The sequence below is a fragment of the Herbaspirillum sp. GCM10030257 genome (assembly GCF_042666555.1).
Taxonomy (GTDB): domain Bacteria; phylum Pseudomonadota; class Gammaproteobacteria; order Burkholderiales; family Burkholderiaceae_D; genus Noviherbaspirillum.
The window spans coordinates 230,807-252,343 of sequence record NZ_JBHTDH010000001.1; the positions used below are offsets into that span (position 1 = coordinate 230,807).

General features: G+C 56.8%; 23 protein-coding genes. 16 read left to right on the plus strand and 7 right to left on the minus strand.

Annotated features, from left to right (window positions below; genetic code table 11):
- The first annotated feature begins 41 nt into the window (after positions 1-41).
- Together ACFQUU_RS01035 and ACFQUU_RS01040 are read left to right on the plus strand one after the other, a co-directional pair.
- Complete coding sequence (locus tag ACFQUU_RS01035) at positions 42-383, plus strand: hypothetical protein (RefSeq protein WP_382241343.1); 342 nt, start codon at positions 42-44, stop codon at positions 381-383.
- Between the two features lie 326 nt (positions 384-709).
- Positions 710-1,342 carry a DUF4136 domain-containing protein gene (locus tag ACFQUU_RS01040; RefSeq protein WP_382241346.1) on the plus strand — a complete coding sequence of 211 codons (633 nt, stop codon included), beginning with the start codon at positions 710-712 and terminating at the stop codon, positions 1,340-1,342.
- A gap of 76 nt (positions 1,343-1,418) precedes the next feature.
- Here the strand turns inward: ACFQUU_RS01040 and ACFQUU_RS01045 are convergent, their stop codons facing one another.
- The 6 genes from ACFQUU_RS01045 to ACFQUU_RS01070 form a co-directional block, all read right to left on the minus strand.
- Positions 1,419-3,353, minus strand: coding sequence for a DUF1631 family protein (locus tag ACFQUU_RS01045; RefSeq protein WP_382241349.1), 1,935 nt, complete (start codon positions 3,351-3,353; stop codon positions 1,419-1,421).
- Between the two features lie 40 nt (positions 3,354-3,393).
- Positions 3,394-3,552, minus strand: coding sequence for a hypothetical protein (locus ACFQUU_RS01050; RefSeq protein ID WP_382241352.1), 159 nt, complete (start codon positions 3,550-3,552; stop codon positions 3,394-3,396).
- Complete coding sequence (locus ACFQUU_RS01055) at positions 3,552-4,526, minus strand: quinone oxidoreductase family protein (protein ID WP_382241354.1); 975 nt, start codon at positions 4,524-4,526, stop codon at positions 3,552-3,554. The genes ACFQUU_RS01050 and ACFQUU_RS01055 overlap by 1 nt, the downstream gene beginning before the upstream one ends.
- 29 nt (positions 4,527-4,555) lie before the next feature.
- Entirely contained in the window at positions 4,556-4,945 is a 390-nt protein-coding gene (locus ACFQUU_RS01060) for a methylglyoxal synthase (protein ID WP_382241357.1), read from the minus strand.
- A gap of 134 nt (positions 4,946-5,079) precedes the next feature.
- On the minus strand, positions 5,080-5,859 hold the full coding sequence (locus ACFQUU_RS01065; protein ID WP_382241360.1) for an SDR family oxidoreductase: 780 nt from the start codon (positions 5,857-5,859) through the stop codon (positions 5,080-5,082).
- Between the two features lie 40 nt (positions 5,860-5,899).
- On the minus strand, positions 5,900-6,820 hold the full coding sequence (locus ACFQUU_RS01070) for a DMT family transporter (protein WP_382241363.1): 921 nt from the start codon (positions 6,818-6,820) through the stop codon (positions 5,900-5,902).
- A 227-nt stretch (positions 6,821-7,047) separates the two neighbouring features.
- Between ACFQUU_RS01070 and ACFQUU_RS01075 the strand changes: the two genes are divergently transcribed.
- Both ACFQUU_RS01075 and ACFQUU_RS01080 read left to right on the plus strand, forming a co-directional pair.
- Positions 7,048-7,494, plus strand: coding sequence for an AAC(3)-I family aminoglycoside N-acetyltransferase (locus tag ACFQUU_RS01075; protein ID WP_382242156.1), 447 nt, complete (start codon positions 7,048-7,050; stop codon positions 7,492-7,494).
- Between the two features lie 197 nt (positions 7,495-7,691).
- A complete protein-coding gene (locus tag ACFQUU_RS01080; protein WP_382241366.1) occupies positions 7,692-9,140 on the plus strand; it encodes an FAD-binding oxidoreductase in 1,449 nt (482 codons plus the stop codon).
- Between the two features lie 69 nt (positions 9,141-9,209).
- Here ACFQUU_RS01080 and ACFQUU_RS01085 read toward each other — a convergent pair whose 3' ends face one another.
- Entirely contained in the window at positions 9,210-10,784 is a 1,575-nt protein-coding gene (locus ACFQUU_RS01085) for a helicase HerA-like C-terminal domain-containing protein (protein ID WP_382241369.1), read from the minus strand.
- 151 nt (positions 10,785-10,935) lie between these two features.
- Here ACFQUU_RS01085 and ACFQUU_RS01090 point away from each other — a divergent pair, with 151 nt between their 5' ends.
- The 12 genes from ACFQUU_RS01090 (at position 10,936) to ACFQUU_RS01145 (ending at position 21,341) form a co-directional block, all read left to right on the plus strand.
- The gene (locus tag ACFQUU_RS01090) at positions 10,936-11,661 is read left to right on the plus strand and encodes a YebC/PmpR family DNA-binding transcriptional regulator (protein WP_382241372.1); all 726 of its coding nucleotides are present in this window, start codon (positions 10,936-10,938) and stop codon (positions 11,659-11,661) included.
- A gap of 116 nt (positions 11,662-11,777) precedes the next feature.
- On the plus strand, positions 11,778-13,052 hold the full coding sequence (gene purD / locus ACFQUU_RS01095; protein WP_382241375.1) for a phosphoribosylamine--glycine ligase: 1,275 nt from the start codon (positions 11,778-11,780) through the stop codon (positions 13,050-13,052).
- A gap of 323 nt (positions 13,053-13,375) precedes the next feature.
- On the plus strand, positions 13,376-14,257 hold the full coding sequence (gene hemF / locus ACFQUU_RS01100; RefSeq protein ID WP_382242158.1) for an oxygen-dependent coproporphyrinogen oxidase: 882 nt from the start codon (positions 13,376-13,378) through the stop codon (positions 14,255-14,257).
- Positions 14,248-14,898 carry a nicotinate-nucleotide adenylyltransferase gene (locus ACFQUU_RS01105; protein WP_382241378.1) on the plus strand — a complete coding sequence of 217 codons (651 nt, stop codon included), beginning with the start codon at positions 14,248-14,250 and terminating at the stop codon, positions 14,896-14,898. Before hemF ends, ACFQUU_RS01105 begins: the two co-directional genes overlap by 10 nt.
- Positions 14,898-15,521, plus strand: a complete 624-nt coding sequence (rsfS, locus tag ACFQUU_RS01110; protein WP_382241381.1) for a ribosome silencing factor — start codon at positions 14,898-14,900, stop codon at positions 15,519-15,521. Before ACFQUU_RS01105 ends, rsfS begins: the two co-directional genes overlap by 1 nt.
- A 6-nt stretch (positions 15,522-15,527) precedes the next feature.
- The gene (gene rlmH, locus ACFQUU_RS01115; RefSeq protein WP_382241383.1) at positions 15,528-15,998 is read left to right on the plus strand and encodes a 23S rRNA (pseudouridine(1915)-N(3))-methyltransferase RlmH; all 471 of its coding nucleotides are present in this window, start codon (positions 15,528-15,530) and stop codon (positions 15,996-15,998) included.
- 13 nt (positions 15,999-16,011) lie between these two features.
- Complete coding sequence (locus ACFQUU_RS01120) at positions 16,012-16,644, plus strand: Maf family protein (RefSeq protein WP_382241386.1); 633 nt, start codon at positions 16,012-16,014, stop codon at positions 16,642-16,644.
- Between the two features lie 218 nt (positions 16,645-16,862).
- Complete coding sequence (rng, locus tag ACFQUU_RS01125; RefSeq protein WP_382241389.1) at positions 16,863-18,326, plus strand: ribonuclease G; 1,464 nt, start codon at positions 16,863-16,865, stop codon at positions 18,324-18,326.
- A gap of 311 nt (positions 18,327-18,637) precedes the next feature.
- On the plus strand, positions 18,638-19,390 hold the full coding sequence (gene modA / locus ACFQUU_RS01130; RefSeq protein ID WP_382241392.1) for a molybdate ABC transporter substrate-binding protein: 753 nt from the start codon (positions 18,638-18,640) through the stop codon (positions 19,388-19,390).
- The gene (locus ACFQUU_RS01135) at positions 19,387-19,791 is read left to right on the plus strand and encodes a molybdopterin-binding protein (protein ID WP_382241394.1); all 405 of its coding nucleotides are present in this window, start codon (positions 19,387-19,389) and stop codon (positions 19,789-19,791) included. The genes modA and ACFQUU_RS01135 overlap by 4 nt, the downstream gene beginning before the upstream one ends.
- Positions 19,788-20,468 carry a molybdate ABC transporter permease subunit gene (modB, locus tag ACFQUU_RS01140; RefSeq protein WP_382241397.1) on the plus strand — a complete coding sequence of 227 codons (681 nt, stop codon included), beginning with the start codon at positions 19,788-19,790 and terminating at the stop codon, positions 20,466-20,468. The genes ACFQUU_RS01135 and modB overlap by 4 nt, the downstream gene beginning before the upstream one ends.
- Positions 20,469-21,341, plus strand: a complete 873-nt coding sequence (locus ACFQUU_RS01145) for an ABC transporter ATP-binding protein (RefSeq protein WP_382241400.1) — start codon at positions 20,469-20,471, stop codon at positions 21,339-21,341. It begins immediately after the preceding gene.
- Positions 21,342-21,537 lie beyond the last annotated feature (196 nt).

Here is a 21,537-nt window from a genome sequence, read left to right on the forward strand (position 1 = left end):
AATAGCCATTTTACCAACCAACACGGCGGGAGCCTATCCTGATGAAATCATACTTTGCGCTTTTCGTAGTTGCCATTTCTGCACTACTTGCCGGCTGCACACAGGAGCAGCAGAACCAGATCAGCCGCTCGGTTCAGAATTGGACCGGCACTAACGGTGTCCTGGAGTTTTATGCGGGCGATAAACTGATGCGCCGCTTTATCAAAATCGACAAGATGACCACTGCGTCCGGGACCAATGACGGGCAGGCACGTTCCTACCGGTTTGGCTATGGCGTGCTCGATGAGAATCAGAACCTGATTGCTGACCCGGACGAGAAAAAAGTGTATTTCGAGATCAGTGATTTCGGGTCGAATTACATCTTTTTCGAGAATCCGCGATAGGGGTTTATTGGGGGATGTGCTTGCCTGATGGGGTTTGCTGGTGATCGTTGCCGGGAAAGCGAAGAATTTTTAGGTTGTATCGGCTGTTGAGCCGACGTGGGCACTCAACCCCATCCCAACCTTCCCCCTGCTAGGGGAAGGGGCCAGCCTGGAGCATGTTGGATGTCATGTGATTTGTTGCCGCATCCTTTGGATTTGCAATGACGTTCTCAAAGTGGTCGGTCAGCGCTACCCGGGTCACAGAATTACAAAAATTTACGGAATTTTTAACGTGTTTTCACATTCTCAGTTTCTATAAAGAGACATTGCAAGACCGGAGAGAAGTTATGAAACGATGGCTGGTCGCCGGCATGATGGCGATAACGACCTTGCTGCTGGGCGGTTGTGCGACCAGCACCATCCGAAGCGATGTGACGGCGTTTCATGAATGGCCCGATACCCTGCCGGACAAATCGTATGTCTTCGAGCGGACCAAGGACCAGAATGACAGCCTCGAATATCGCAGCTATGAGGACCTGGTGCGTGCCGAACTGAGCCGGCTCGGTTTTACGGAGGCGCCTGCTTCCACCACGCCCGCATTGAAGGCTGCGCTAAGCTACAGCATCACGGGCCGCGATGTGCGCGAGGTCTATCCGGTCGTGGTTAACCCCTACTGGTATGGGCCTGCCTGGCGTGGCTACTACGGACCTTTCTATGATCCATTCTATGATCCGTTCTGGTATGGACCTCCTGTCGTGGAGCAAAGGGTCTCGCAATACCAGTTGTTTACACGACAGCTGAAGATCGTACTGGCGCGCATGGCCGATGGCAAAAAACTCTATGAGACGACCGTCGTCAGTGAAGGCACCAACCGGTCACTCGCGGCGATCATGCCCTATATGGTGCGTAGCGCATTCGTCGATTTCCCTGGCAGGAGCGGCGTGCCGCGCCGGGTCGAACTCGAGGTCGCAAAGCAGTAAAAACAAGTTGTTGCAACGGTTCTGCCTACCGGGCTGCTGCGTTGCCAGGCAAGCCTGCTGCCTAACTAGGGCTTCCCTATGGCACGCCTAATTCCTGCAACGCGGCATCCAGCGCCTTTCCGATAACCGCGTCACTCGCGATGGCATTGGCGCGGTTGGCGTGCAAGGCTTGCGCAAGCGCCTCGTCGCTGAGTGTGAACAGCACCTGCGTTGACGGCGACACAAAAATGAAGCGCCCGCGTGCCGGACTGGCCCATAACAGCCGGCAATTTACCCGCGTCCCGTTATTGCGTACAAACTCCATCCAGCTTCCCGGTTTGAGGCGGTCGATCACCGGTGCAAATCCGGCCAGCGCCGCCTGCTGTTGTGCGCGGGCACGACGTGTCAGTTGGTGCTCGCTGGCGCGCTGTACCGTGTTCATCGTCAGTTCCAGCTGTTGCCGTGGTGAAGGTGCGACTGGGGCGCGCATTGCCGCCGCCTGTCGTTCGGCCAATTGACTCAGAAATTGCTCACGCTCGGGTCCGTGCCACTTCACCACATTGAGCCAGGCATTCAGCATGGAGAGCATGCCCGGCAAGCGGGCGAGCAATTCTTTGCGGTCCTCGGGACCACCTTTAGGCTGCACGCTCCAGATCAGGTCGTCCATTGCCTTGATGACACTTGGCAGCACGTCCGGTTTGGCACTGCGTACGCTGTGCCCAAACGCCAGCACCCGGGTCCATTGCGCAAGCAGAAACTCTTCCAGAAAACCCGGCACTTCACCTGTCTCGATGCGTGCCAGCACGTCTGCTTCGGCGAGCGTCTGTGCATGTGCTTGTTCTTCCTCGCGCAATGCCTGTTCACGCCGAGTTGCAAGCTGGGACTCGAGCGGCAGATAAAGCTGGGCAGCGCTCGCCTGCAAGTCACGCATGAGCGTATCGAATACCGAGGTGGGCAGGGTTAACTCCGGCGCCAACCCGTCCAGTACATCGTCAAGCCGCTCTACGGTGCGTACCAGTGCCTGATACAGTGGATCGTCGGCGCCGGATGCATCGTCGCAACCGATGCCGGTGTTGATCATTTCATGCAGGAGACGACGCGCGGGATGTGCATCGCTGAACAGGAAATCGGTGTCAGCCAGGGCGAGCTGGGTGAGCGGCTCTTGCAGACGCAACAGCAACGTGCGCACACGCCCGGGAATGATGGTATTGGTGATGATATGGCTCGACATGCTGTCGAGCAGCGACACCACGCGCGCTGCAATGACGTTGAGCGTACCTTCCGGCGCGAGCCAGGCGCGCAGGCGATATTCGAGAGATGGGGCGGACAGATCTGCGTCAACGACGCGCGGACGATACGTGGCTTCAAGGTCGGGCAGGATATGGCGAGCTATCAGTTCGCGATTCAGCGTTTGCCAGACCGGTTCCAGCCGCAGGAAAACATCCGGTCGCATCTGTTGCATCACCAGCCTGTGTGCGATGTCGCCGGGATGGAACTTGATCCATGCCGCCGATACTGCCTGCAGAAAGGTTTCCGAACGAAACGGATTCTGCGCGATGCCGATCGCATCAGAACCCACGCAGTGGGCGATGCGCAGACTGAGCGAGGTCAGCGTGTCCTGATGCGCGGTATCGAGCACCTGACTGAGATTGTCGAGCAAGACCCTGGCTTCCATCGCATCGAAGCTAAGGAGCGACAGATCCATGGCACCGCTTTCGATGGGTGCCACGCCGTGCTCGGCGGTCGAGTCGGCCGCCTGAAGCAATTTTTCCTGCAGGTCTTCGGCAACAAATTTACTGAATAGAGCCGGTTGGTCGCGCAGTCGTGCAAGCGCGGCACGACAGGCATCGATTTCATCGGCCTGCAGTTCGGGTAACTGCATCTGGGCAGCCAGTGCCTCATGCAAGCGCGTTGTAAAACCGTCCAGCTGCACCGATGCAAGCCGCAACGCGTTGAACGCCAGTGCGTGCAGCATGGCGACGCGCTCGGCAACGGCTTGCACCGGACCACATCCGGTTGATTGCTCGCTCATGATCGGCGGTATCGGCGATACAAGGCCTGCGCCCTCCCGTTCAGGAATACAAGGCTTCGGATGCCAGCGTGATGGCAACGATCAGCAGGACCGCACCGATCAGCACCAGCAGCAACTTGCCAAATTTTGGCGTGCCATCGGTGCCGGTTGGCTGCTCGGCGGGATGCTCCATCGGGTTGTTGCGCGGTTCTTCGGTCATCAGGGCACCAGGATGGTCGATCCGGTTGTTTTGCGGGCTTCGAGATCGTGATGGGCCTGGGCGACATCCTTGAGCGCATAGCGCTGATTAATGTCGATTTTGATTTTGCGGCTTTCGACCATGCTGAACAGGTCGGCTGCCATGTCTTCCAGATCGTTGCGCTTGGCAGCATAGGTAAACAGGGTCGGGCGCGTGACGAACAGCGAGCCGCGCGAGGCGAGTTCATTCAGGCCGAAGGGCGGCACCGGACCGGACGCGCTGCCGAAGCTGACCATCATGCCCAGCGGAGACAGGCAGTCCAACGAACCGATGAAAGTATCCTTGCCGATCGAGTCATACACGACCGGCACGCCCTTGCCTTCGGTAATTTGCTTGACACGCTCGACAAAGTTTTCGGTGTTGTAGTTGATGGTGTGCGTACAGCCATGCGCTTTGGCAAGTGCAGCCTTTTCGTCGGACCCGACGGTGCCAATCATGGTGACGCCGATGGCGCGCGCCCACTGACAGGCGATCAGGCCGACGCCGCCGGCGGCGGCATGGAACAGGATGGTTTCGCCGCCACGCAGCGGGAAGGTGCGACGGAACAGGTATTGCACGGTCAGGCCCTGCAGCATCATCGCGGCACCGGTCTCGAAACTGATCGATTCCGGCAGCTTGACCAGAATGGCCGCCGGCATGATGCGCGCTTCGGCATAGGCGCCGGTCGGACGGCCGGCGTAGGCAACGCGATCACCGGGCTTGATATGGGTAACACCTTGGCCGACGGCTTCCACTACACCGGCACCCTCCATGCCCAGACCGGCGGGCAGTGGCTGCGGATAAGCGCCGGTACGGAAATAAACGTCGATATAGTTCAGGCCACAGGCATGCTGGCGCACCAGCGCCTCGCCTGGCCCGGGATTGCCGAGTTCGACGTCCACGTATTCCATGACTTCCGGTCCGCCGACGGAATTGATGCGGATAGCCTTGACCATTTCCTGCTCCTTGTAAGTTATTCAGTTATTCAGTTGTGATGGTGATAATGGGGAACAATCTGCGATAGCAACATTTTCGCAGATGTGACATTGGTTGCGCAGGGAACATTGTGCACGTCGCACGCGCGGATCAGGGCATTGATGTCAGGCTCATGCGGCTGCGGGGTCATGGGATCGCGCAGAAAGATGACGCAATCGATCTTGCCCTCCACCAGCTCGGCGCCGATCTGCATGTCGCCGCCGTATGGTCCGGAATGTTTGCGCTCGATCGTCAGGCCTACTTCGTCATGCAAGCGTTTGCCGGTCGTGCCGGTGGCCACCAGGATGCATTGCCGCAGAAGATCGGCATATTCGGATGCCAGCTCGACCATGTCATCCTTTTTCTTGTCGTGCGCAATCAGCGCGATACGTTTTTTCACTGCTGCCTCTTCGTGTCAAAAATTGGTTGCGGAGAAATGGACGCGCCGCACACACGCCGGCTTGCATCCGTCCGGAATGTCGTTCGACACCTGCCCCGGCAAACGGGTTGCCTGCGCAAACTACTTTTTCAAACTTAAAACGTACCGGGATAATTGCCGCCGTCCAGCAATACATTCTGGCCGGTCATATACCCGGCGTGCACGCTGCACAGGAATGCGCAGACCGCGCCGAATTCAGCCGGATTGCCGAAGCGATGGGCGGGAATCTGCTGGCTGCGTGCTTCCAGGACTTCCTCCAGTGTTTTGCCGGTAGCGGCCGCAGCGGCTCCCAATGTTTTCTTCAGCCGGTCCGTATCGAACTGGCCAGGCAGCAGGTTATTGATCGTGACGTTATGGCTGACCGTCTTGCGTGCAATACCGGCGACAAAACCGGTCAGGCCGGAACGCGCGCCGTTCGACAGACCAAGGATATCGATCGGTGCCTTGACCGCGCTCGAGGTAATGTTGACGATGCGGCCGAAACCGCGATCTATCATGCCGTCCACGGTGGCCTTGATCAGTTCGATCGGGGTCAGCATGTTGGCATCGAGCGCGGCAATCCAGTCATCGCGATTGAATTTACGGAAGTCACCCGGCGGCGGCCCGCCCGCATTGGTAACCAGGATATCCACTTGCGGGCAGGCAGCCAGTGCTTTGTCGCGCCCCTCCGGCGTGGTGATGTCGCAGGCCACGGCATTGACCGTGACGCCTGTCTTCTGGCGAATTTCCGCTGCGGTTGCTTCGAGCGCATCCTGGGTGCGGGCGACCAGCGTAACGTGCACCCCTTCTCCGGCGAGCGCTTCCGCGCAGCCCCGGCCGAGTCCCTTGCTTGCGCCGCAGACCAGCGCATGTTTACCAGCAATTCCAAAATCCATGACTTCTCCTCTATGTACCGTCGGTAATGTCTGTAATGCGTTATACCCGTTTTTTTGACAATAAATAAATGCCGGTCAGGACCAGCGCGGTTCCTGCAAGTTGTATTCCGGTAATTGGCTCTGCCAGGATGAGGGCACCAAGGAAGAGCGTGGATACCGGTCCGATCATACCGGCTTGCGAAGTCGTCGGTGCGCCGATGCGCGCGACCGCCACCATGGTCATGAACACCGGTAATACGGTGCAGAACACGGCGTTAAGCAATGACAAGCCGTAGACCTGCACTGGCTGAACCAGCAGCGAAACAGGCCGCAACAAAAAGAATTGCAGAATACAGGCAACACTGGAGACGCACATTGCATAGGCAACCAGTCGTATCGAACCGACCTTGCGCACCAGCTCGCCCGACATCAGCAGGTAGACTGCGTAGGTGATTGCGCTGCCAAGCACGAATGCGCCGCCCAGCAGCACGTTGGAACCACCGAGCCGCACATCATGCAGGAAAACCAACACGGTACCCGCATAGGCGGTACCGAGCGCGAGCCATTCGAGTCTGGTAATGCTTCTTTTCAGGAAAAGTACGGACAACAACAGAACGAACGACGGCGTCAGAAAGAGGATCAGACGCTCAAGGCCGGCCGAAATATGTTCCAGCCCGAGAAAATCAAGAAAGCTCGACAGGTAGTAACCGAGCAGACCCATCACCGTGATCTTCGCGAGTTCGCGCTTTGTCAGCGCGGGTTCGGTACGGGCTTTCCAGATCGCCACCGCGGCAAAGAAAGGGACGGAAAACATCATGCGAAAAGCGATCAGCGTCACCGCATCGATATGGTAGCGATACAGCAGCTTGGCGACGATGGCTTTGGCAGAGAACAGAATGGCGCCGGCGATAGCGATGGTGAGGCCAATCAGGAAGGCCTTGCGGTCAAGGCCGGAGATAGAAGGCGAGGAAGTCGGTGGCATCCCGCAATTTTACGCGTTGAATCATTTTCTGACTTGCCATGTCGCTGACCGTGGTAATCCGGTGGAATATTCAGAGTCAGGCTGATACCTAAAGCTCAAGGATGAACTACGATACCTCGGTGGGTAGAATTGGCTTAAGGGTCTGACTTTTCTACACTACCTAAAAAGATCGAATGGATTCACGCCAAACGAAAGGAGGCAACATGCAGGAAAACATCCATGTCCGAATGCTTGGAGAACAAGACATTTCCCAATTACGCGCAATGATGAAAATGTTTGGAGAAGCGTTTGGAGACCTCGCAACATATACCGACAGGCAGCCTGACGACGCGTACCTGCAGGATCTGCTTGGAAGCAGGACTTTTCTTGCCGTAGCAGCCTTTGCCGGCTCGGAAGTAATTGGCGGCCTTGCCGCCTATGTTTTACCCAAGTTCGAGCAAGCCCGATCGGAGCTGTACATCTACGACCTTGCCGTTAGCGAGTCTTATCGCCGGCAAGGCATCGCCACTGCCATGATAGAAGAACTGAAGAGGCAGGCCGCTGACCGCGGTATCTGGGTGATCTTCGTTCAGGCTGACTATGGCGACGATCCGGCGATTGCGCTCTACACAAAACTGGGAGTTCGTGAAGATGTACTGCATTTCGATATCTTGCCAACAAGTGGAGCCGCCTGAACATTCATTGAGGAAATACGCGACCCGCCCGCATTTCGCACACAGCGCCTTGCAGCCAGAGCGCCCGACATGCCGGCCTTCAGCGAAGGTAAGCTGACTAACACCGTAAATATTAACTTTTAATACTTTAGGGATGCGTATTGGTCCAACGGCTTGACCTCTCCTACAGTGGGTCTTTCATCAAGCAGGAGACTTCAATGACCTACAAGACACCTGAAAAGCACCCACCCGTGCTTCTTCCTCGACGGTCCTTTCTTGTTTATACCCTTGGCACAATCGGATTAAGTTCGGTTGGCATGACCCGTTCCGCGTGCGCAGCGGACGTCGTGGTATCGAATGTGACAGGACTGTATTCCGTCAATGTTGCCAAGGTCGAGCAGCCTTCGTCTGTGGCGGAAATATCGGAACTAGTGCGCACATGGCCTGGAAAGATTGCAGTAGGTGGCGCTCGGTACAGTATGGGTGGTCAGGTTGCGGTGCAGGCCGGGTTGCATCTCGATATGCGGAAGATGAATCGCCTGGTCTGGTTCAGGCCCGAAGAACGAACCGTCAGAGTACAGGCGGGCATGCGCTGGCGTGAGCTGCAAGAGATTATCGACATGCAGCAACTCGCGGTAAAAACGATGCAAAGCTATTCCAACTTTACGGTTGGCGGCTCTGTATCCGTGAATGCTCATGGCCGTTATGTCGGGCACGGACCGATCTGCAATTCGCTCAGGGCACTTCAGATGGTGCTGGCGGACGGCAAAGTTGTTGAAGCCAGTCTGAATCACAATCGCTCTCTATTCAGGGCTGCTATTGGCGGCTATGGCGCCGTCGGCATCATTACCGAGATAGAACTGGAACTCAGCCGCAATGTCCCCATCGAGCGGATCATACAGACGGTGCCACTGGAACAGTACGTGGATTTTTTCAAATCACGGATTGAGTCGGATTCCAGGAATATCCTGCACAACGCAGATCTATTACCACCAGCGTTTAATGCACCCGTTTCTGTCACCTGGAAAACCACAGACAAGCCGCTCACGGAGGCACAACGACTTATTCCAGGCGGCCTGTCCTACCCTATGGAGCAGAATGTCCTTTGGGCTGTGACGGAAATACCCGGAGGAGAAACGTTACAGTCGCAAGTCATCCGCCCCCGCATTCTGAGTAAGCCAGTCGTAAAGTGGCTCAACCATGAGGCCAGCCGCGATACCGCTGAACTGGAGCCCCGAACGCGGATGATGAGCACTTACGCGTTGCAGGAATATTTCATCCCGACTCGCCACTTTGTCGATTTTGCCAAGGGAATGGCGAAGATTCTGCAACAACAAAACGTTGAGGCGCTTAATGTCTCAATCAGGCATTCGCGGGTTGATACCATCAGCTTGCTTCCGTGGGCAAAGGAAGAGGTGTTCTGCTTCGTCATTTATTACAAGCAGCGTACTTATCTGAAGGCCAGAGAAGATGTCGGTCGCTGGACTCGTGCATTGATTGAGCTAGCGTTGGCGCATGGAGGACGGTACTACCTTCCTTACCAGTTACACGCCACAAAACGGCAGTTCCATCGGGCATATCCGGAAGCGGATGCGCTTCGATCCATAAAAAGTATGGTGGACCCCGCCGATAAATTTTCTAACGAATTATGGAGAAAGTATCTGTAAGCGCGGACATGTCGCTGCGCATTAACACAAGCGTGCCGTCACCGAGGCACGGCACGCCGCACACCGGCCTCAGCGTTTCATGATCGAGCCGAGCACACCGCGGATGATTTCCCGTCCGACCTGTGAGCCGATACTGCGCGCCGCGGATTTCACCATGGCTTCGACCATGGTGTCCTTGCGGCGTCCAACGCTGCTGCCGCCAAACAGCCCGCCCATTGCGTCGCGCACCGAGTCGCCAAACGATGAGCCGGTATCCGCTTCTCGCGATGCAGGCTCTGCGTCGCGGGATGTAGAAGCCGAAGAAGCCGATCCCGCGCGACCGCGTTTTGCCGGCTGGACATCTTCCTTGGCCGGCATTTCACGGGCTACGCGGCCTTTCAGCTTTTCGTAGGCGGATTCGCGGTCGACGACTTTTTCATAGACCCCGGCCACCATGGAATCGGCCATGAATGCGCTGCGCTCGGCATCGGTGATCGGACCGATCTGCGATGCCGGGGGTACGATGTAGGCGCGTTCGACCATATTTGGCCGGCCCTTTTCGTCGAGGAACGACACAAGCGCTTCGCCGACGCCAAGTTCAGTGATGACCTGGGCGGTATCAAGCTTGGGATTTGGGCGAAAGGTCTCGGCGGCAGTCTGTACCGCTTTCTGGTCGCGCGGCGTGTAAGCGCGCAAGGCGTGCTGGACGCGGTTACCCAGCTGGCCGAGGACGGTATCGGGAATGTCGAGCGGATTCTGCGTGACAAAGTACACGCCAACACCTTTTGAACGGATCAGGCGGACCACCTGCTCGATTTTTTGCAGCAAGGGTTTGGGTGCTTCGTCGAACAGCAAGTGGGCTTCATCGAAGAAGAAAACGAGTTTCGGCTTGTCGAGGTCGCCGACTTCGGGCAGGTGTTCGAACAATTCGGCCAGCATCCATAGCAGGAAGATCGCGTACAGGCGCGGCGAGTGCAGCAGCTTGTCCGCCGCCAGGATATTGATCACGCCCTTGCCCTGCGGATCAGTTTGCATGAAATCGTCGATGTTGAGCATCGGTTCGCCGAAAAAGCGGTCGCCGCCCTGCTCGTCGATGGCAATCAAACCGCGCTGGATGGCGCCGATGCTGGCTGCGGAGATATTGCCGTATTCAGTCTGGATTTCCGCGGCATTTTCGCCCACATGCTGCAGCATCGCCCGCAAATCTTTCAGGTCCAGCAACAACAAGCCGTGGTCATCGGCGACCTTGAACACCAGTTGCAACACCCCCTGCTGGACTTCGTTCAGGTTCAACATGCGCGACAGCAGCAACGGGCCAAGGTCGGAAACGGTGGCGCGGACCGGATGGCCTTTCTCGCCGAATACATCCCAGAACGTGACCGGGCAACCGGCCCAGGCCGGCTCGGTGATGCCGAGCAGGTCGAACCTTTCCTTGATGCGCGGCGTTTCAGAACCTGGTTTGGCCAGCCCCGACAGATCGCCCTTGACGTCGGCCATGAATACCGGCACTCCTATGCCTGACAGTGCCTGTGCCAGCGTCTGCAAGGTGACGGTCTTGCCGGTCCCGGTTGCGCCTGTGATACAGCCATGGCGGTTGGCCAGATTAGGGAGAAGAGCGAGTTCGAGGTCCTGATGTTTGGCAATCAGCAGCGGTTCGAGAGGCATGTTTGGTCAGTCTTTCAGGCAAATTTCACGAAGGGCGATATGGTAAAATTGTAGATTGCTTTTCGGCTTGGCACTTAGTTATTTTGGCGACAAATATGCGCCGGAACGGGGCGCCCGGCCTTCTCTCGTTCATTTCCAAGAAAGATTTGCCATGGCTGGACATAGTAAATGGGCCAATATTAAGCATAAAAAAGCCGCGACGGATGCAAAGCGCGGCAAGATCTGGACACGTTTGATCAAGGAAATCACGGTGGCGGCCCGTTTGGGCGGCGGCGACATGAACGCCAATCCGCGCCTGCGACTGGCAGTGGACAAGGCAGCCGACGCCAATATGCCCAAGGACAACGTGACCCGCGCAATCCAGCGTGGTACCGGCGGCCTGGAAGGCGCCAACTATGAAGAGATTCGCTACGAAGGCTATGGCATCAACGGCGCAGCAATCATTGTTGATTGCATGACTGACAACCGGGTGCGCACGGTGGCCGAAGTGCGTCACGCCTTCTCCAAGTTTGGCGGCAATATGGGAACAGAAGGTTCGGTCGCCTTTCTGTTCAAGCATTGCGGACAGTTGCTGTTTGCACCGGGCACGAATGAAGATGCACTGATGGAAGCAGCACTGGAAGCCGGCGCAGAAGACGTGATTACCGACGAAGAAGGCGGCATTGAAGTGCTGACCCCACCGCATGATTTTTCTGCGGTCAAGGAATCGCTGGAAAAAGTGGGTTTTAAAGCAGAAGTGGCTGAAATCCTGATGAAACCGTCAACAGAAACCGTTTTTACGGGGGACGACGCGGTCAAGATGCAAAAATTGCTCGACGCGCTCGAAAACCTTGACGACGTGCAGGAGGTCTATACCAACGCCGTCATCGAGGACTAAGGGTCTCATTTCCTTATTGCAACAAACGATCAATTGACGGCACAGGTGGTGCCTGCTCCGTCCTGCAGACGCCAGCGTCTGCAACAAGCAATATTCCATAACGCAAGTAGATTCTCATGAAAATTCTGGTAGTCGGTTCAGGCGGCCGCGAACATGCCTTGGCTTGGAAGCTCGCACAATCCGAGCGGATTCAAATGGTATATGTCGCGCCGGGCAATGGCGGCACTTCGCTCGACCCGCACCTGCAAAACGTCGACATCACCGATCCGGTATGGCTCGCGCAGTTTGCAATCAAGGAGCACATCGCGTTGACCGTGGTGGGTCCCGAAGTCCCGCTGGCGGCCGGCATCGTCAATATCTTCCGCGAGCAAGGCCTGAAGATTTTCGGCCCGACCAAGGAAGCTGCACAACTCGAAAGCTCGAAGGACTTCGCCAAGGCCTTCATGAAGCGCCACCGTATTCCGACCGCCGATTATCAGACGTTTTCCGATCCCCAGGCCGCGCGCAAGTACATCCTGCAAAAGGGTGCGCCAATCGTCATCAAGGCGGATGGATTGGCGGCCGGCAAAGGCGTGGTCGTTGCCATGACTATCGATGAAGCCCATGCCGCCGTCGACATGATGCTGTCTGACAACAAGCTGGGCGATGCGGGCGCACGCGTTGTGATCGAGGAATTCCTTGCCGGCGAAGAGGCCAGCTTCATCGTGATGGTTGACGGCAAGCATGTGCTGCCATTGGCGACCAGCCAGGACCACAAGCGTCTGAAGGACAATGACGAAGGCCCGAATACCGGCGGCATGGGTGCGTATTCGCCCGCGCCGATCGTGACGCCTTCGCTGCATGCGCGCATCATGCGCGAGATCATCAACCCGACTGTGCTGGGCATGAGCAAGGATGGCATTCCGTTCACCGGCTTCCTGTACGCGGGCCTGATGATCGATGCCAAGGGGAACCCGAGAACGCTGGAATTCAATTGCCGCATGGGCGACCCCGAAACCCAGCCAATCATGGCGCGTCTCAAGACTGATCTGGTGAGCGTGATGGAACATGCGGTCAACGGTACATTGGATCAGATCGAACTGGAATGGGATCGTCGCACAGCGCTTGGCGTGGTGATGGCCGCAGCTGGCTATCCGGATGCACCGCGCAAGGGTGACGTGATTTCGGGTATCCCGGCGGAAAACCCGGAATGCGTGACCTTCCATGCCGGAACAACGATATCGGACGGCAAGTTGATGACGTCGGGCGGTCGTGTGCTGTGCGTAGTCGGTCTTGGCGACAATGTGCGCATGGCGCAAAAGAATGCATACGACGTCGTGGACCAGATCCATTTTGATGGGGCGCAATTCCGTCGTGATATCGGCTGGCGCGCACTGAAGAGGCACGGATAAACACCGCGCCCGGCCGGTCTGATGAATGTTTCCTGACCGGCCAACGTAGCACCGCAGCACTGCATCATCGTAATGAATCAGCAATGAATAATCCGGCCGAACCGGTCGGGCGCATCATGAGTTTCCCGGGAATTGCGTATCGCCCCGGATGGCCGAGTGTCGCCCTGGCATGCAAACAGGCGGCAAGATGGCAGTCGCAAGGGCGCTGTGCGCCAAACCATCCACCTTCTCAGCTTGCGCGCCGCGACCCGGCGATAAACAGGACACTCCATATAAATAATATCGTGACCACTATTACTTCCACTGACGTCAAGACTTACCTGATGGATCTGCAAGCCAGAATCGTCGCGGCGATCGAGCAGGTCGACGGCAAAAGCTTCCTCTTCGACCAATGGCAACGTCCGCATGGCGAAGGCCCGATCGCGGGCGGCGGCATTTCGCGCATCCTCGAGGAAGGTAATGTGCTCGAACGTGGCGGCGTAGGCTTTTCCCATGTGAGTGGCACCACGTTGCCCCCCAGTGCGGCCGCGAATCGCCCCGAGCTGGCTGGCCGTACATGGGAAGCAATGGGTGTGTCGCTGGTACTGCATCCGCGCAATCCGTATGCGCCGACCGTGCACATGAATGTGCGTTTCTTTATTGCCAGCGCCGAAGGCAAGGATCCGGTATGGTGGTTCGGCGGCGGCATGGACCTGACACCGTATTACGGCTTCGAAGAAGATGCAAAGCATTTTCACCAGGCTTGCCATGATGCGCTGGCACCGTTTGGCGACGATCTGCATCCGCGTTTCAAGAAGTGGTGTGACGACTACTTTTATCTGAAGCACCGCAAGGAAGCGCGCGGCGTGGGCGGCATCTTTTTCGATGATTTCCACGAACTCGGCCTGGAACAAAGCTTTGCCATGATCAAAAGCGTGGGCGACCGTTTTATCGAAGCCTATGTGCCTATCCTGAACAAACGCAAGGACATGCCATATGGCGAACGCGAGCGCGATTTTCAGGCCTACCGGCGTGGGCGCTACGTTGAATTCAATCTGGTCTATGACCGCGGCACGCTGTTCGGATTGCAATCCGGCGGCCGTACCGAATCGATCCTGATGTCGATGCCGCCAATCGTGAAATGGCGTTATGACTGGACGCCGGAACCCGGCAGCGCGGAAGCCAGGCTATATTCCGATTTCCTGGTGCACCGCGAATGGGTGTGACCCGCTCCATCGCCTTGCTCGGGGGGAGCTTTGATCCCGTCCATAACGGCCATGTCGCGCTGGGGAATTACTTCGTCACCCTGCTGGCGCCGGATGAGTTGCGACTTCTCCCGGCCGGCAATCCCTGGCAAAAACCGCCACTCAAAGCCAGTGCACAGCAGCGTATCGCCATGCTGCGGCTGGCTTTCGAGCGCACTGCGGTACCGGTGATCATCGACGAGCAAGAGATTCACCGCAATGATGCCTCGTACACCATCGATACTTTGCGGGCCATGCGTTCACAGCTTGGAGCGGAAGTATCGCTGGCTTTTCTGATCGGTGCCGACCAGCTGCTGCACCTGCATACCTGGAAGGACTGGCAGGCATTGTTTGACCATGCGCATATTTGCGCGGCGTCGCGCCCTGGTTTCGATGTCACTACCCTGCCGGCCGAAGTAGCCCGCGAGTTCTCCCGGCGCGGGGCAACCGCAGAACAGATTCGCACGACGCCGCATGGCTTGGCACTGCTGGGCACCAACCTGGCGATCGATATTTCGGCTACGCAAATACGTGCCGCGCTTCAACACGACGAACCCGTCACCACGCTCGTTCCGGGCGGGGTGCTAGACTATATCCAACAACATCATCTCTATAAAAGCTAATGGACATCAAAAAACTCCAATCCACCGTGATCGACGCGCTTGAGGACGTCAAGGCCCAGGACATCCGCATTTACGACACTGTCCATCTGACCAGCATGTTCGACCGCCTGGCGATTGCGTCCGGCACCTCCAACCGCCAGACCAAGGCGCTGGCCGCCTCGGTACGCGACAAGGTGAAGGAAAAAGGTGGCAGTATCGTCAGCATCGAAGGCGAAGACACCGGGGAATGGGTATTAGTGGATCTCGGCGACATGATTGTGCACATCATGCAGCCGGCTATCCGCGAGTACTATCGCCTCGAGGAAATCTGGGGCGACAAGGAAGTCAAGTTTGGCGCGGCCAAGCGTGTTTCCAAGCGCACCGCATCCGAGGATATGGAAGAGGAAGCGCCGAAGAAGCGCTCGCGCCACCTCGCCGCAAGCCAGACCACGGTTGACGATGACGAGAAGAAGCCGGCGCGCAAGACGGCCGTGAAAAAAACCGCCGCCAAAACCACGGCAGCCAAGAAGCCAAAGGCACCAGTGGGCAAGACCGTCAAGGTCGCTGCGGGCAAGACCGCCGCACCGCGCAAGACGGCAACCAAAACCGCCGCCAAACGTCCAGCCCGTAAAACCGCTGAATAAGCCGTCATGCAACTTGTGATTGCCGCGGTTGGGCATAAAATGCCCGGCTGGATCGAGGACGGCTTTGGTGAGTACGCGAAAAGGATGCCGCCGGAATGCCGCATCCTGCTCAAGGAAATCAAGCCCGTCGAGCGCTCGGGAAGCAAGACCGCGGACACCGTCATGGCGCTGGAACGCGTCAAGATTGAAGCGGCAATTCCGAAGGGCTCACGCATTATCGCGCTTGACGAGCGGGGCAAGGACATGACAACCATGCAACTGTCCCGCTTTCTGACGGAGTGGCAACAAGACGGCCGTGATGTTACATTTCTGATAGGGGGCGCAGATGGTCTGGATGCCGGCCTGAAAGCTTCGGCCGACATGCTGATCAGGATTTCCAGCCTGACGCTTCCTCATGGAATGGTGCGCGTGTTGCTCGCCGAACAGCTTTACCGGGCCTGGTCCATCACACAAAACCATCCGTACCACCGAATTTAAAGAATCTGGTCTCATGAAACCGGCAGATAACAAGATTTACCTTGCATCCAAAAGCCCCCGACGTCGCGAGTTGTTGCGCCAGATCGGCGTTGAGTTCGAATTGCTCCTGCTCCGCGACGCCGCACCGCGCGGCCCGGAAGTCAGTGAAGAAGTCCTGTCGGGCGAAAAGGCCGAAGACTATGTTGTCCGCGTTACTCGGGAGAAGGCCGAATTCGCGAGCAAAATGATGATGATGCGCCGTCTGCCCCCACGTCCGGTGATGTCCGCCGACACCACGGTTGTCATCGATGGCCGCATTCTCGGCAAGCCCGCCGATCAGCCCGAAGCGATGGAAATGTTACGCTCCCTCTCCGGTCGTACGCATCAGGTGCTGACAAGTGTTGCGCTGCATCGTGACGATGAAACCTGGCAGACGCTGCAAGTCTCGGATGTCCGCATCGCTAGACTGAGCGAAGAAATGATGCGTGCATACTGTGCAACGTCGGAACCCTATGACAAGGCCGGTGGATACGGTATCCAGGGACTCGCCTCGGTGTTTATCGAGCATATTGCCGGCAGCTACACAGGCATCATGGGCCTGCCATTGCATGAAACTGCAAAATTATTGAATCAGGCAGGGATCCCGGTACTGGGCACTGTCAGCTAAACGGGTGAATGATGCGTTCATTCCAAAATGTGTGATTGTCGTTCCGGGCGCATGCGTCAACATTGAGTGTCGAATTTGACTAGAGAAACACGCGCGCGGCCGCATATTTTGGAATGAACCCATAAAAATGAACCATCTTTGCTTCAGCGCGACGCCGGTCAAAGGTGCCGCGCCTGTGGACATGGTTCGCTTGCAACTTAACATCACCCGACAGGCCCATGAGCGAAGACATCCTCATCAATATCACCCCCCAGGAAACCCGGGTCGCATTGATTCTTCAGGGGGCGGTGCAGGAACTCCACATCGAGCGCACGCTGTCGCGCGGCATGGCTGGCAACATCTATCTCGGCAAAGTCGTGCGCGTCTTACCCGGCATGCAATCGGCATTCATCGATATCGGTCTCGAGCGCGCCGCTTTCCTGCATGTGGCCGATATCTGGGAAGCCCGCCCGCATGACAATTCCAACACGCCGGCCACCCCCATCGAAAAGCTTTTATACGATGGTCAGGCCATCATGGTGCAGGTCATCAAGGACCCGATAGGCACCAAGGGTGCCCGCCTGTCGACGCAAATCTCGATTGCCGGCCGCATGCTGGTCTACCTGCCGCAGGATTCGCATATCGGTATCTCTCAGCGCATTGAAAATGAAGCCGAACGCGAGATGCTGAAGAGCCGGGTACAGAAGCTGCTGCCGCCGGAAGAAAAAGGTGGCTTTATCATTCGCACGATGGCGGAAGATGCATCGGAAGCCGATCTGCAGATGGACGTCGACTACCTGCGCAAGACCTGGGCGACCATCACGCAGCAGGCCAAGACAAGGCCTGCCCCCAACCTGCTGTATCAGGATCTGAACCTCGCCCAGCGCGTACTGCGCGATTTCGTCAATGATGAAACACTGACGATACAGATCGACTCGCGCGAAAATTTTCAGATGCTTCAGCAGTTCGGCAATACCTACACACCTTCGGTCCTGTCGAAGCTTGTGCATTACACCGGCGAGCGGCCGCTGTTTGACTTGTATGGCGTCGAGGAAGAAATCCAGCGCGCGCTTGGTCGCCGCGTCGACCTCAAGTCGGGCGGCTACCTGATCGTCGACCAGACCGAGGCGATGACGACGATCGACGTCAATACCGGCAGCTATGTCAACGGCCGCAATTTTGACGATACGATCTTCAAGACCAATCTGGAAGCGGCACATGCGATTGCGCGCCAGCTACGGCTGCGTAACCTCGGCGGTATCATCATTCTCGATTTCATTGATATGGAAAATGTCGAGCACCGCAACGCGGTGCTCGCCGAGCTGAACAAGGCGCTGTCGCGCGACCGGACCAAGGTGTCGGTATCCAGCTTTTCCGCGCTCGGTCTGGTGGAAATGACTCGCAAACGTACGCGTGAATCGCTGGCGCATATTTTGTGCGAAGTATGCCCCGCCTGTTCAGGCAAGGGCCAGGTAAAAACCGCACGTACCGTCTGCTATGAAATTCTGCGCGAGTTGCTGCGCGAAGCGAAACAATTCAATCCGCGGGAATTCCGTATCCTGGCGTCGCAGGTAGTGGTCGACATGTTCCTTGAAGAAGAGTCACCGCACCTCGCCATGCTGGGTGACTTTATCGGAAAACCGATTTCTTTACAGGTTGAAAATGTTTATCATCAGGAGCAATACGACATCATTCTGATGTAGCCGCTTACCCGCTTATTGCTCGTTTACTGTGCGCTTTTATTAAGTGCGAAGCGGGTTTTTATTGCTAATGACAATGCCGATGCACATATCTGTTGCAATAGCTATTAACACCAAGGGGCGTCGTAACCCAAAAGCCGCAAAGGGCAATGCAGCATCCTGGCAGCCACACCTGAGCTGAGTGGACATGCATATGCCGGATTACAATATAAGCGCAGTGATATAGTTGCCACAGTGCCTGGAGACATCTGCCATGCCAGCCGACTCCGCACAATGGCAGTTCACATTATTTTTCACGGACGGCGTTTTTCTGCATGCATCGCTTCTTCATTCCATTGCTTGGGCTGACCTTATTCATGTCCGGTGCGCATGCCGATACCTTGACCGTCGCCGTCGCGGCAAATGTGCGATATGCATTTGACGACCTGCAGGCCGCATTCAAAAAGGAAACCGGCCACGACATCAAACCGGTGTTCAATTCATCGGGAAAATTCTTTTCACAGATCGCCAACGGCGCGCCCTTCGATGTCTTCCTGTCCGCCGACATGGAGTATCCCGAAAAACTTTATAGCGAAGGTCACGCCACTGCTGCACCCAAGGTCTATGCCTACGGTGCGCTGGTGTTATGGACGATGAAGGATCTGGACCTCAACCGCTGGCAAACGGCATTGACAGGACCGGCGGTGCGCAAGATTGCCGTCGCCAATCCGAAGACCGCGCCGTATGGCCGAGAGACCATCAAGGCGCTCGCCTACTTCAAGCTGGACGAGTCCCTGAAGAGCAAGATGGTTTTTGGTGAAAGCATCGCGCAAACCAATCAGTACATTCATTCAAGTGCGACAGAAGCGGGTTTTACCGCCAAGTCGGTCGTGGTTTCTCCGGAAATGAAAAACCAGGGGAAATGGGTGGAGCTCCCCAAAGAAGCTTATCAGCCGATCGCACAAGGCATCGTGGTTCTCCGGCACGGTCAGCGAACTAATAGCCAGCTGGCACAGCAATTCCATGATTTCGTCCTGTCGGGCACGGCGCGCCGCATTCTGCAGCGCTATGGATATCTTCTGCCATGAATCAGCTTCCCGGCCAGATCGTCGCCATTGATAGTCATGGCAGCATCGCGCTGGTCGATGCAGTCGCCGCCGGGCAGCGTTTCACCGCCATGCTGATCGGTGCGGGCGAAGAAGTAGCGGGATGGAGGCCGGACATGAACGTGACGCTTTTGTTCAAGGAGGTGGAGGTGTCGCTAGCCAGAAATCTGGCGGGCCAGATCAGCTTGCGCAACCGGCTTGCGTGCACAGTGACGAGTGTCGAGCAAGGTCGCCTGATGAGCAGGGTGTTGCTGAACTTTCAGGGATACCGTATTGCTTCGGTGATTACGACACGGTCGGCGCAGGCCCTGGCGATTGCACCTGGCGTTTCGGTCGAGGCACTGATCAAGGCCAATGAAATGACGGTGGTACCTGCGCCATGATGATGGGCTATGACTGGCAACCCTTGCTGCTGACGTTCCGGCTTGCCGCGCTGACGACATTGTTCCTGCTGCTGATTGGCATCCCGCTCGCCTACTGGATTGCAACCACGCAAACGCGTTTCAAACCGGTGATTGAAACACTGGTCAGCATGCCCTTGGTATTGCCGCCATCGGTACTTGGTTTCTATCTTTTGCTGGCGTTCAGTCCGCAAAATGCGTTCGGGCAGTGGCTGGAGCAATGGTTCCATGTCCGTCTGGTGTTCAGCTTCACCGGACTGGTGGTCGGCTCCATCATCTTCAGCCTGCCTTTCATGGTGCACCCGGTCCAGGCAGGCCTGCAGGGACTTTCGCCCTCATTGCTGGAAGCATCCCGCACCTTGGGAAAATCAGACACGAGTACGTTATTTCGCGTGCTATTACCCAACATCAAGCCTGCACTGTTGACCGGCGTGGTGTTGAGCTTCGCGCATACCGTCGGCGAATTCGGCGTGATCCTGATGATCGGCGGGAATATTCCGGGTGTGACCAAGGTTGCATCGATCGCGATTTATGACGAGGTCGAAAGCCTTAATTACGCGGCGGCGCATTTTTATGCGCTGGTGCTGTTTGTGGTGAGCTTCAGCATTCTGCTGACTGTCTATATCGTGAACAAGAAATTGCTACGGGCCGGAGGCTGATTGCTGGAGATTTCGCTTCGTCATTTACTGCACGGCGCCGGCGGCAGCATGCCGCTGGCCGTTGATACACGGATTGCCGCGGGAAGCTTCGTCACTTTATTCGGACCGTCGGGTAGTGGCAAGACCAGCGTCTTGCGGATGATCGCCGGATTGATGCAGCCGCAGAGCGGTCGGATCGTAGTCAATGGCACTGTGTGGTTTGACAGTACCAGCGGCATCAAGCTGCCACCACAGAAGCGTTCGATCGGTTTCGTATTCCAGGACTACGCACTGTTTCCTAACCTGAGCGTGCGTGAGAACATCGGCTATGCCATCGACAAACGCGATACGGGCTGGGTCGACGAACTGCTCGAACTCACAGGACTTTCGGAACTGGCCGGCCGTAAGCCCGTCAGCCTGTCAGGCGGGCAGAAGCAGCGCGTGGCGCTGGCGCGTGCAGTCGCACGTAAGCCCAGCTTGCTGCTGCTGGATGAACCACTATCCGCGCTCGATTTGGCGTTGCGCGCCGATATGCAGGATGAACTGGCGAACCTGCATCGGCGCTTGGGATTGACTACCCTGCTTGTCAGCCATGACATCGGCGAAGTGTTCAAGCTGTCGCAACACGTGCTCAAGCTGGAGGCCGGAAACGTCGTTGCATCCGGCACACCGGCCGAGGTGTTTCTTCAGCATCGTCTTTCTGGGCGGCTGAATCTGCAGGCACAAGTCCTCGCGGTTCGCCGCGAAGAAGTGATCCATATCGTCACCTTGCTGGTTGGGCAGGACATGCTTGAAGTCATCGCGTCCGAGGACGAAGCTGTCACACTGAAGCCAGGTGACGTGGTTTCCATGTCAGCCAGGGCGCTCAGCCCCTACCTTTTCAAGCGGCGATAGCTGTAAGGTTTGTCCTGCATATCGTATCAGGCCGTTCATATAAACAACGATTGATTTGTTTAAGGCAGCATAGTGCTTTTATCGCATGCCAAGGAAAGTGAAAAAATACTGCCACAGGACCTGAAAATTCTCGTTTTCCGTACTCAGCAATGCAACACCAGGTAGTCATTTTGAGACCTGCGCTGCTGTCCATGTA

What these genes read in the sequence shown, in the direction of transcription:
- ACFQUU_RS01090 (WP_382241372.1), top strand. Translation starts at nt 10,936, where the DNA reads ATGGCTGGACATAGTAAATGGGCCAATATTAAGCATAAAAAAGCCGCG.
- ACFQUU_RS01105 (WP_382241378.1), top strand. Translation starts at nt 14,248, where the DNA reads ATGGGTGTGACCCGCTCCATCGCCTTGCTCGGGGGGAGCTTTGATCCC.
- ACFQUU_RS01075 (WP_382242156.1), top strand. Translation starts at nt 7,048, where the DNA reads ATGCTTGGAGAACAAGACATTTCCCAATTACGCGCAATGATGAAAATG.
- purD (WP_382241375.1), top strand. Translation starts at nt 11,778, where the DNA reads ATGAAAATTCTGGTAGTCGGTTCAGGCGGCCGCGAACATGCCTTGGCT.
- ACFQUU_RS01080 (WP_382241366.1), top strand. Translation starts at nt 7,692, where the DNA reads ATGACCTACAAGACACCTGAAAAGCACCCACCCGTGCTTCTTCCTCGA.
- hemF (WP_382242158.1), top strand. Translation starts at nt 13,376, where the DNA reads ATGGATCTGCAAGCCAGAATCGTCGCGGCGATCGAGCAGGTCGACGGC.
- rng (WP_382241389.1), top strand. Translation starts at nt 16,863, where the DNA reads ATGAGCGAAGACATCCTCATCAATATCACCCCCCAGGAAACCCGGGTC.
- ACFQUU_RS01035 (WP_382241343.1), top strand. Translation starts at nt 42, where the DNA reads ATGAAATCATACTTTGCGCTTTTCGTAGTTGCCATTTCTGCACTACTT.
- ACFQUU_RS01040 (WP_382241346.1), top strand. Translation starts at nt 710, where the DNA reads ATGAAACGATGGCTGGTCGCCGGCATGATGGCGATAACGACCTTGCTG.
- ACFQUU_RS01055 (WP_382241354.1), bottom strand. Translation starts at nt 4,526, where the DNA reads ATGGTCAAGGCTATCCGCATCAATTCCGTCGGCGGACCGGAAGTCATG.
- rlmH (WP_382241383.1), top strand. Translation starts at nt 15,528, where the DNA reads ATGCAACTTGTGATTGCCGCGGTTGGGCATAAAATGCCCGGCTGGATC.
- ACFQUU_RS01070 (WP_382241363.1), bottom strand. Translation starts at nt 6,820, where the DNA reads ATGCCACCGACTTCCTCGCCTTCTATCTCCGGCCTTGACCGCAAGGCC.
- ACFQUU_RS01065 (WP_382241360.1), bottom strand. Translation starts at nt 5,859, where the DNA reads ATGGATTTTGGAATTGCTGGTAAACATGCGCTGGTCTGCGGCGCAAGC.
- rsfS (WP_382241381.1), top strand. Translation starts at nt 14,898, where the DNA reads ATGGACATCAAAAAACTCCAATCCACCGTGATCGACGCGCTTGAGGAC.
- ACFQUU_RS01085 (WP_382241369.1), bottom strand. Translation starts at nt 10,784, where the DNA reads ATGCCTCTCGAACCGCTGCTGATTGCCAAACATCAGGACCTCGAACTC.
- ACFQUU_RS01135 (WP_382241394.1), top strand. Translation starts at nt 19,387, where the DNA reads ATGAATCAGCTTCCCGGCCAGATCGTCGCCATTGATAGTCATGGCAGC.
- modA (WP_382241392.1), top strand. Translation starts at nt 18,638, where the DNA reads ATGCATCGCTTCTTCATTCCATTGCTTGGGCTGACCTTATTCATGTCC.
- ACFQUU_RS01045 (WP_382241349.1), bottom strand. Translation starts at nt 3,353, where the DNA reads ATGAGCGAGCAATCAACCGGATGTGGTCCGGTGCAAGCCGTTGCCGAG.
- ACFQUU_RS01120 (WP_382241386.1), top strand. Translation starts at nt 16,012, where the DNA reads ATGAAACCGGCAGATAACAAGATTTACCTTGCATCCAAAAGCCCCCGA.
- modB (WP_382241397.1), top strand. Translation starts at nt 19,788, where the DNA reads ATGATGATGGGCTATGACTGGCAACCCTTGCTGCTGACGTTCCGGCTT.
- ACFQUU_RS01050 (WP_382241352.1), bottom strand. Translation starts at nt 3,552, where the DNA reads ATGACCGAAGAACCGCGCAACAACCCGATGGAGCATCCCGCCGAGCAG.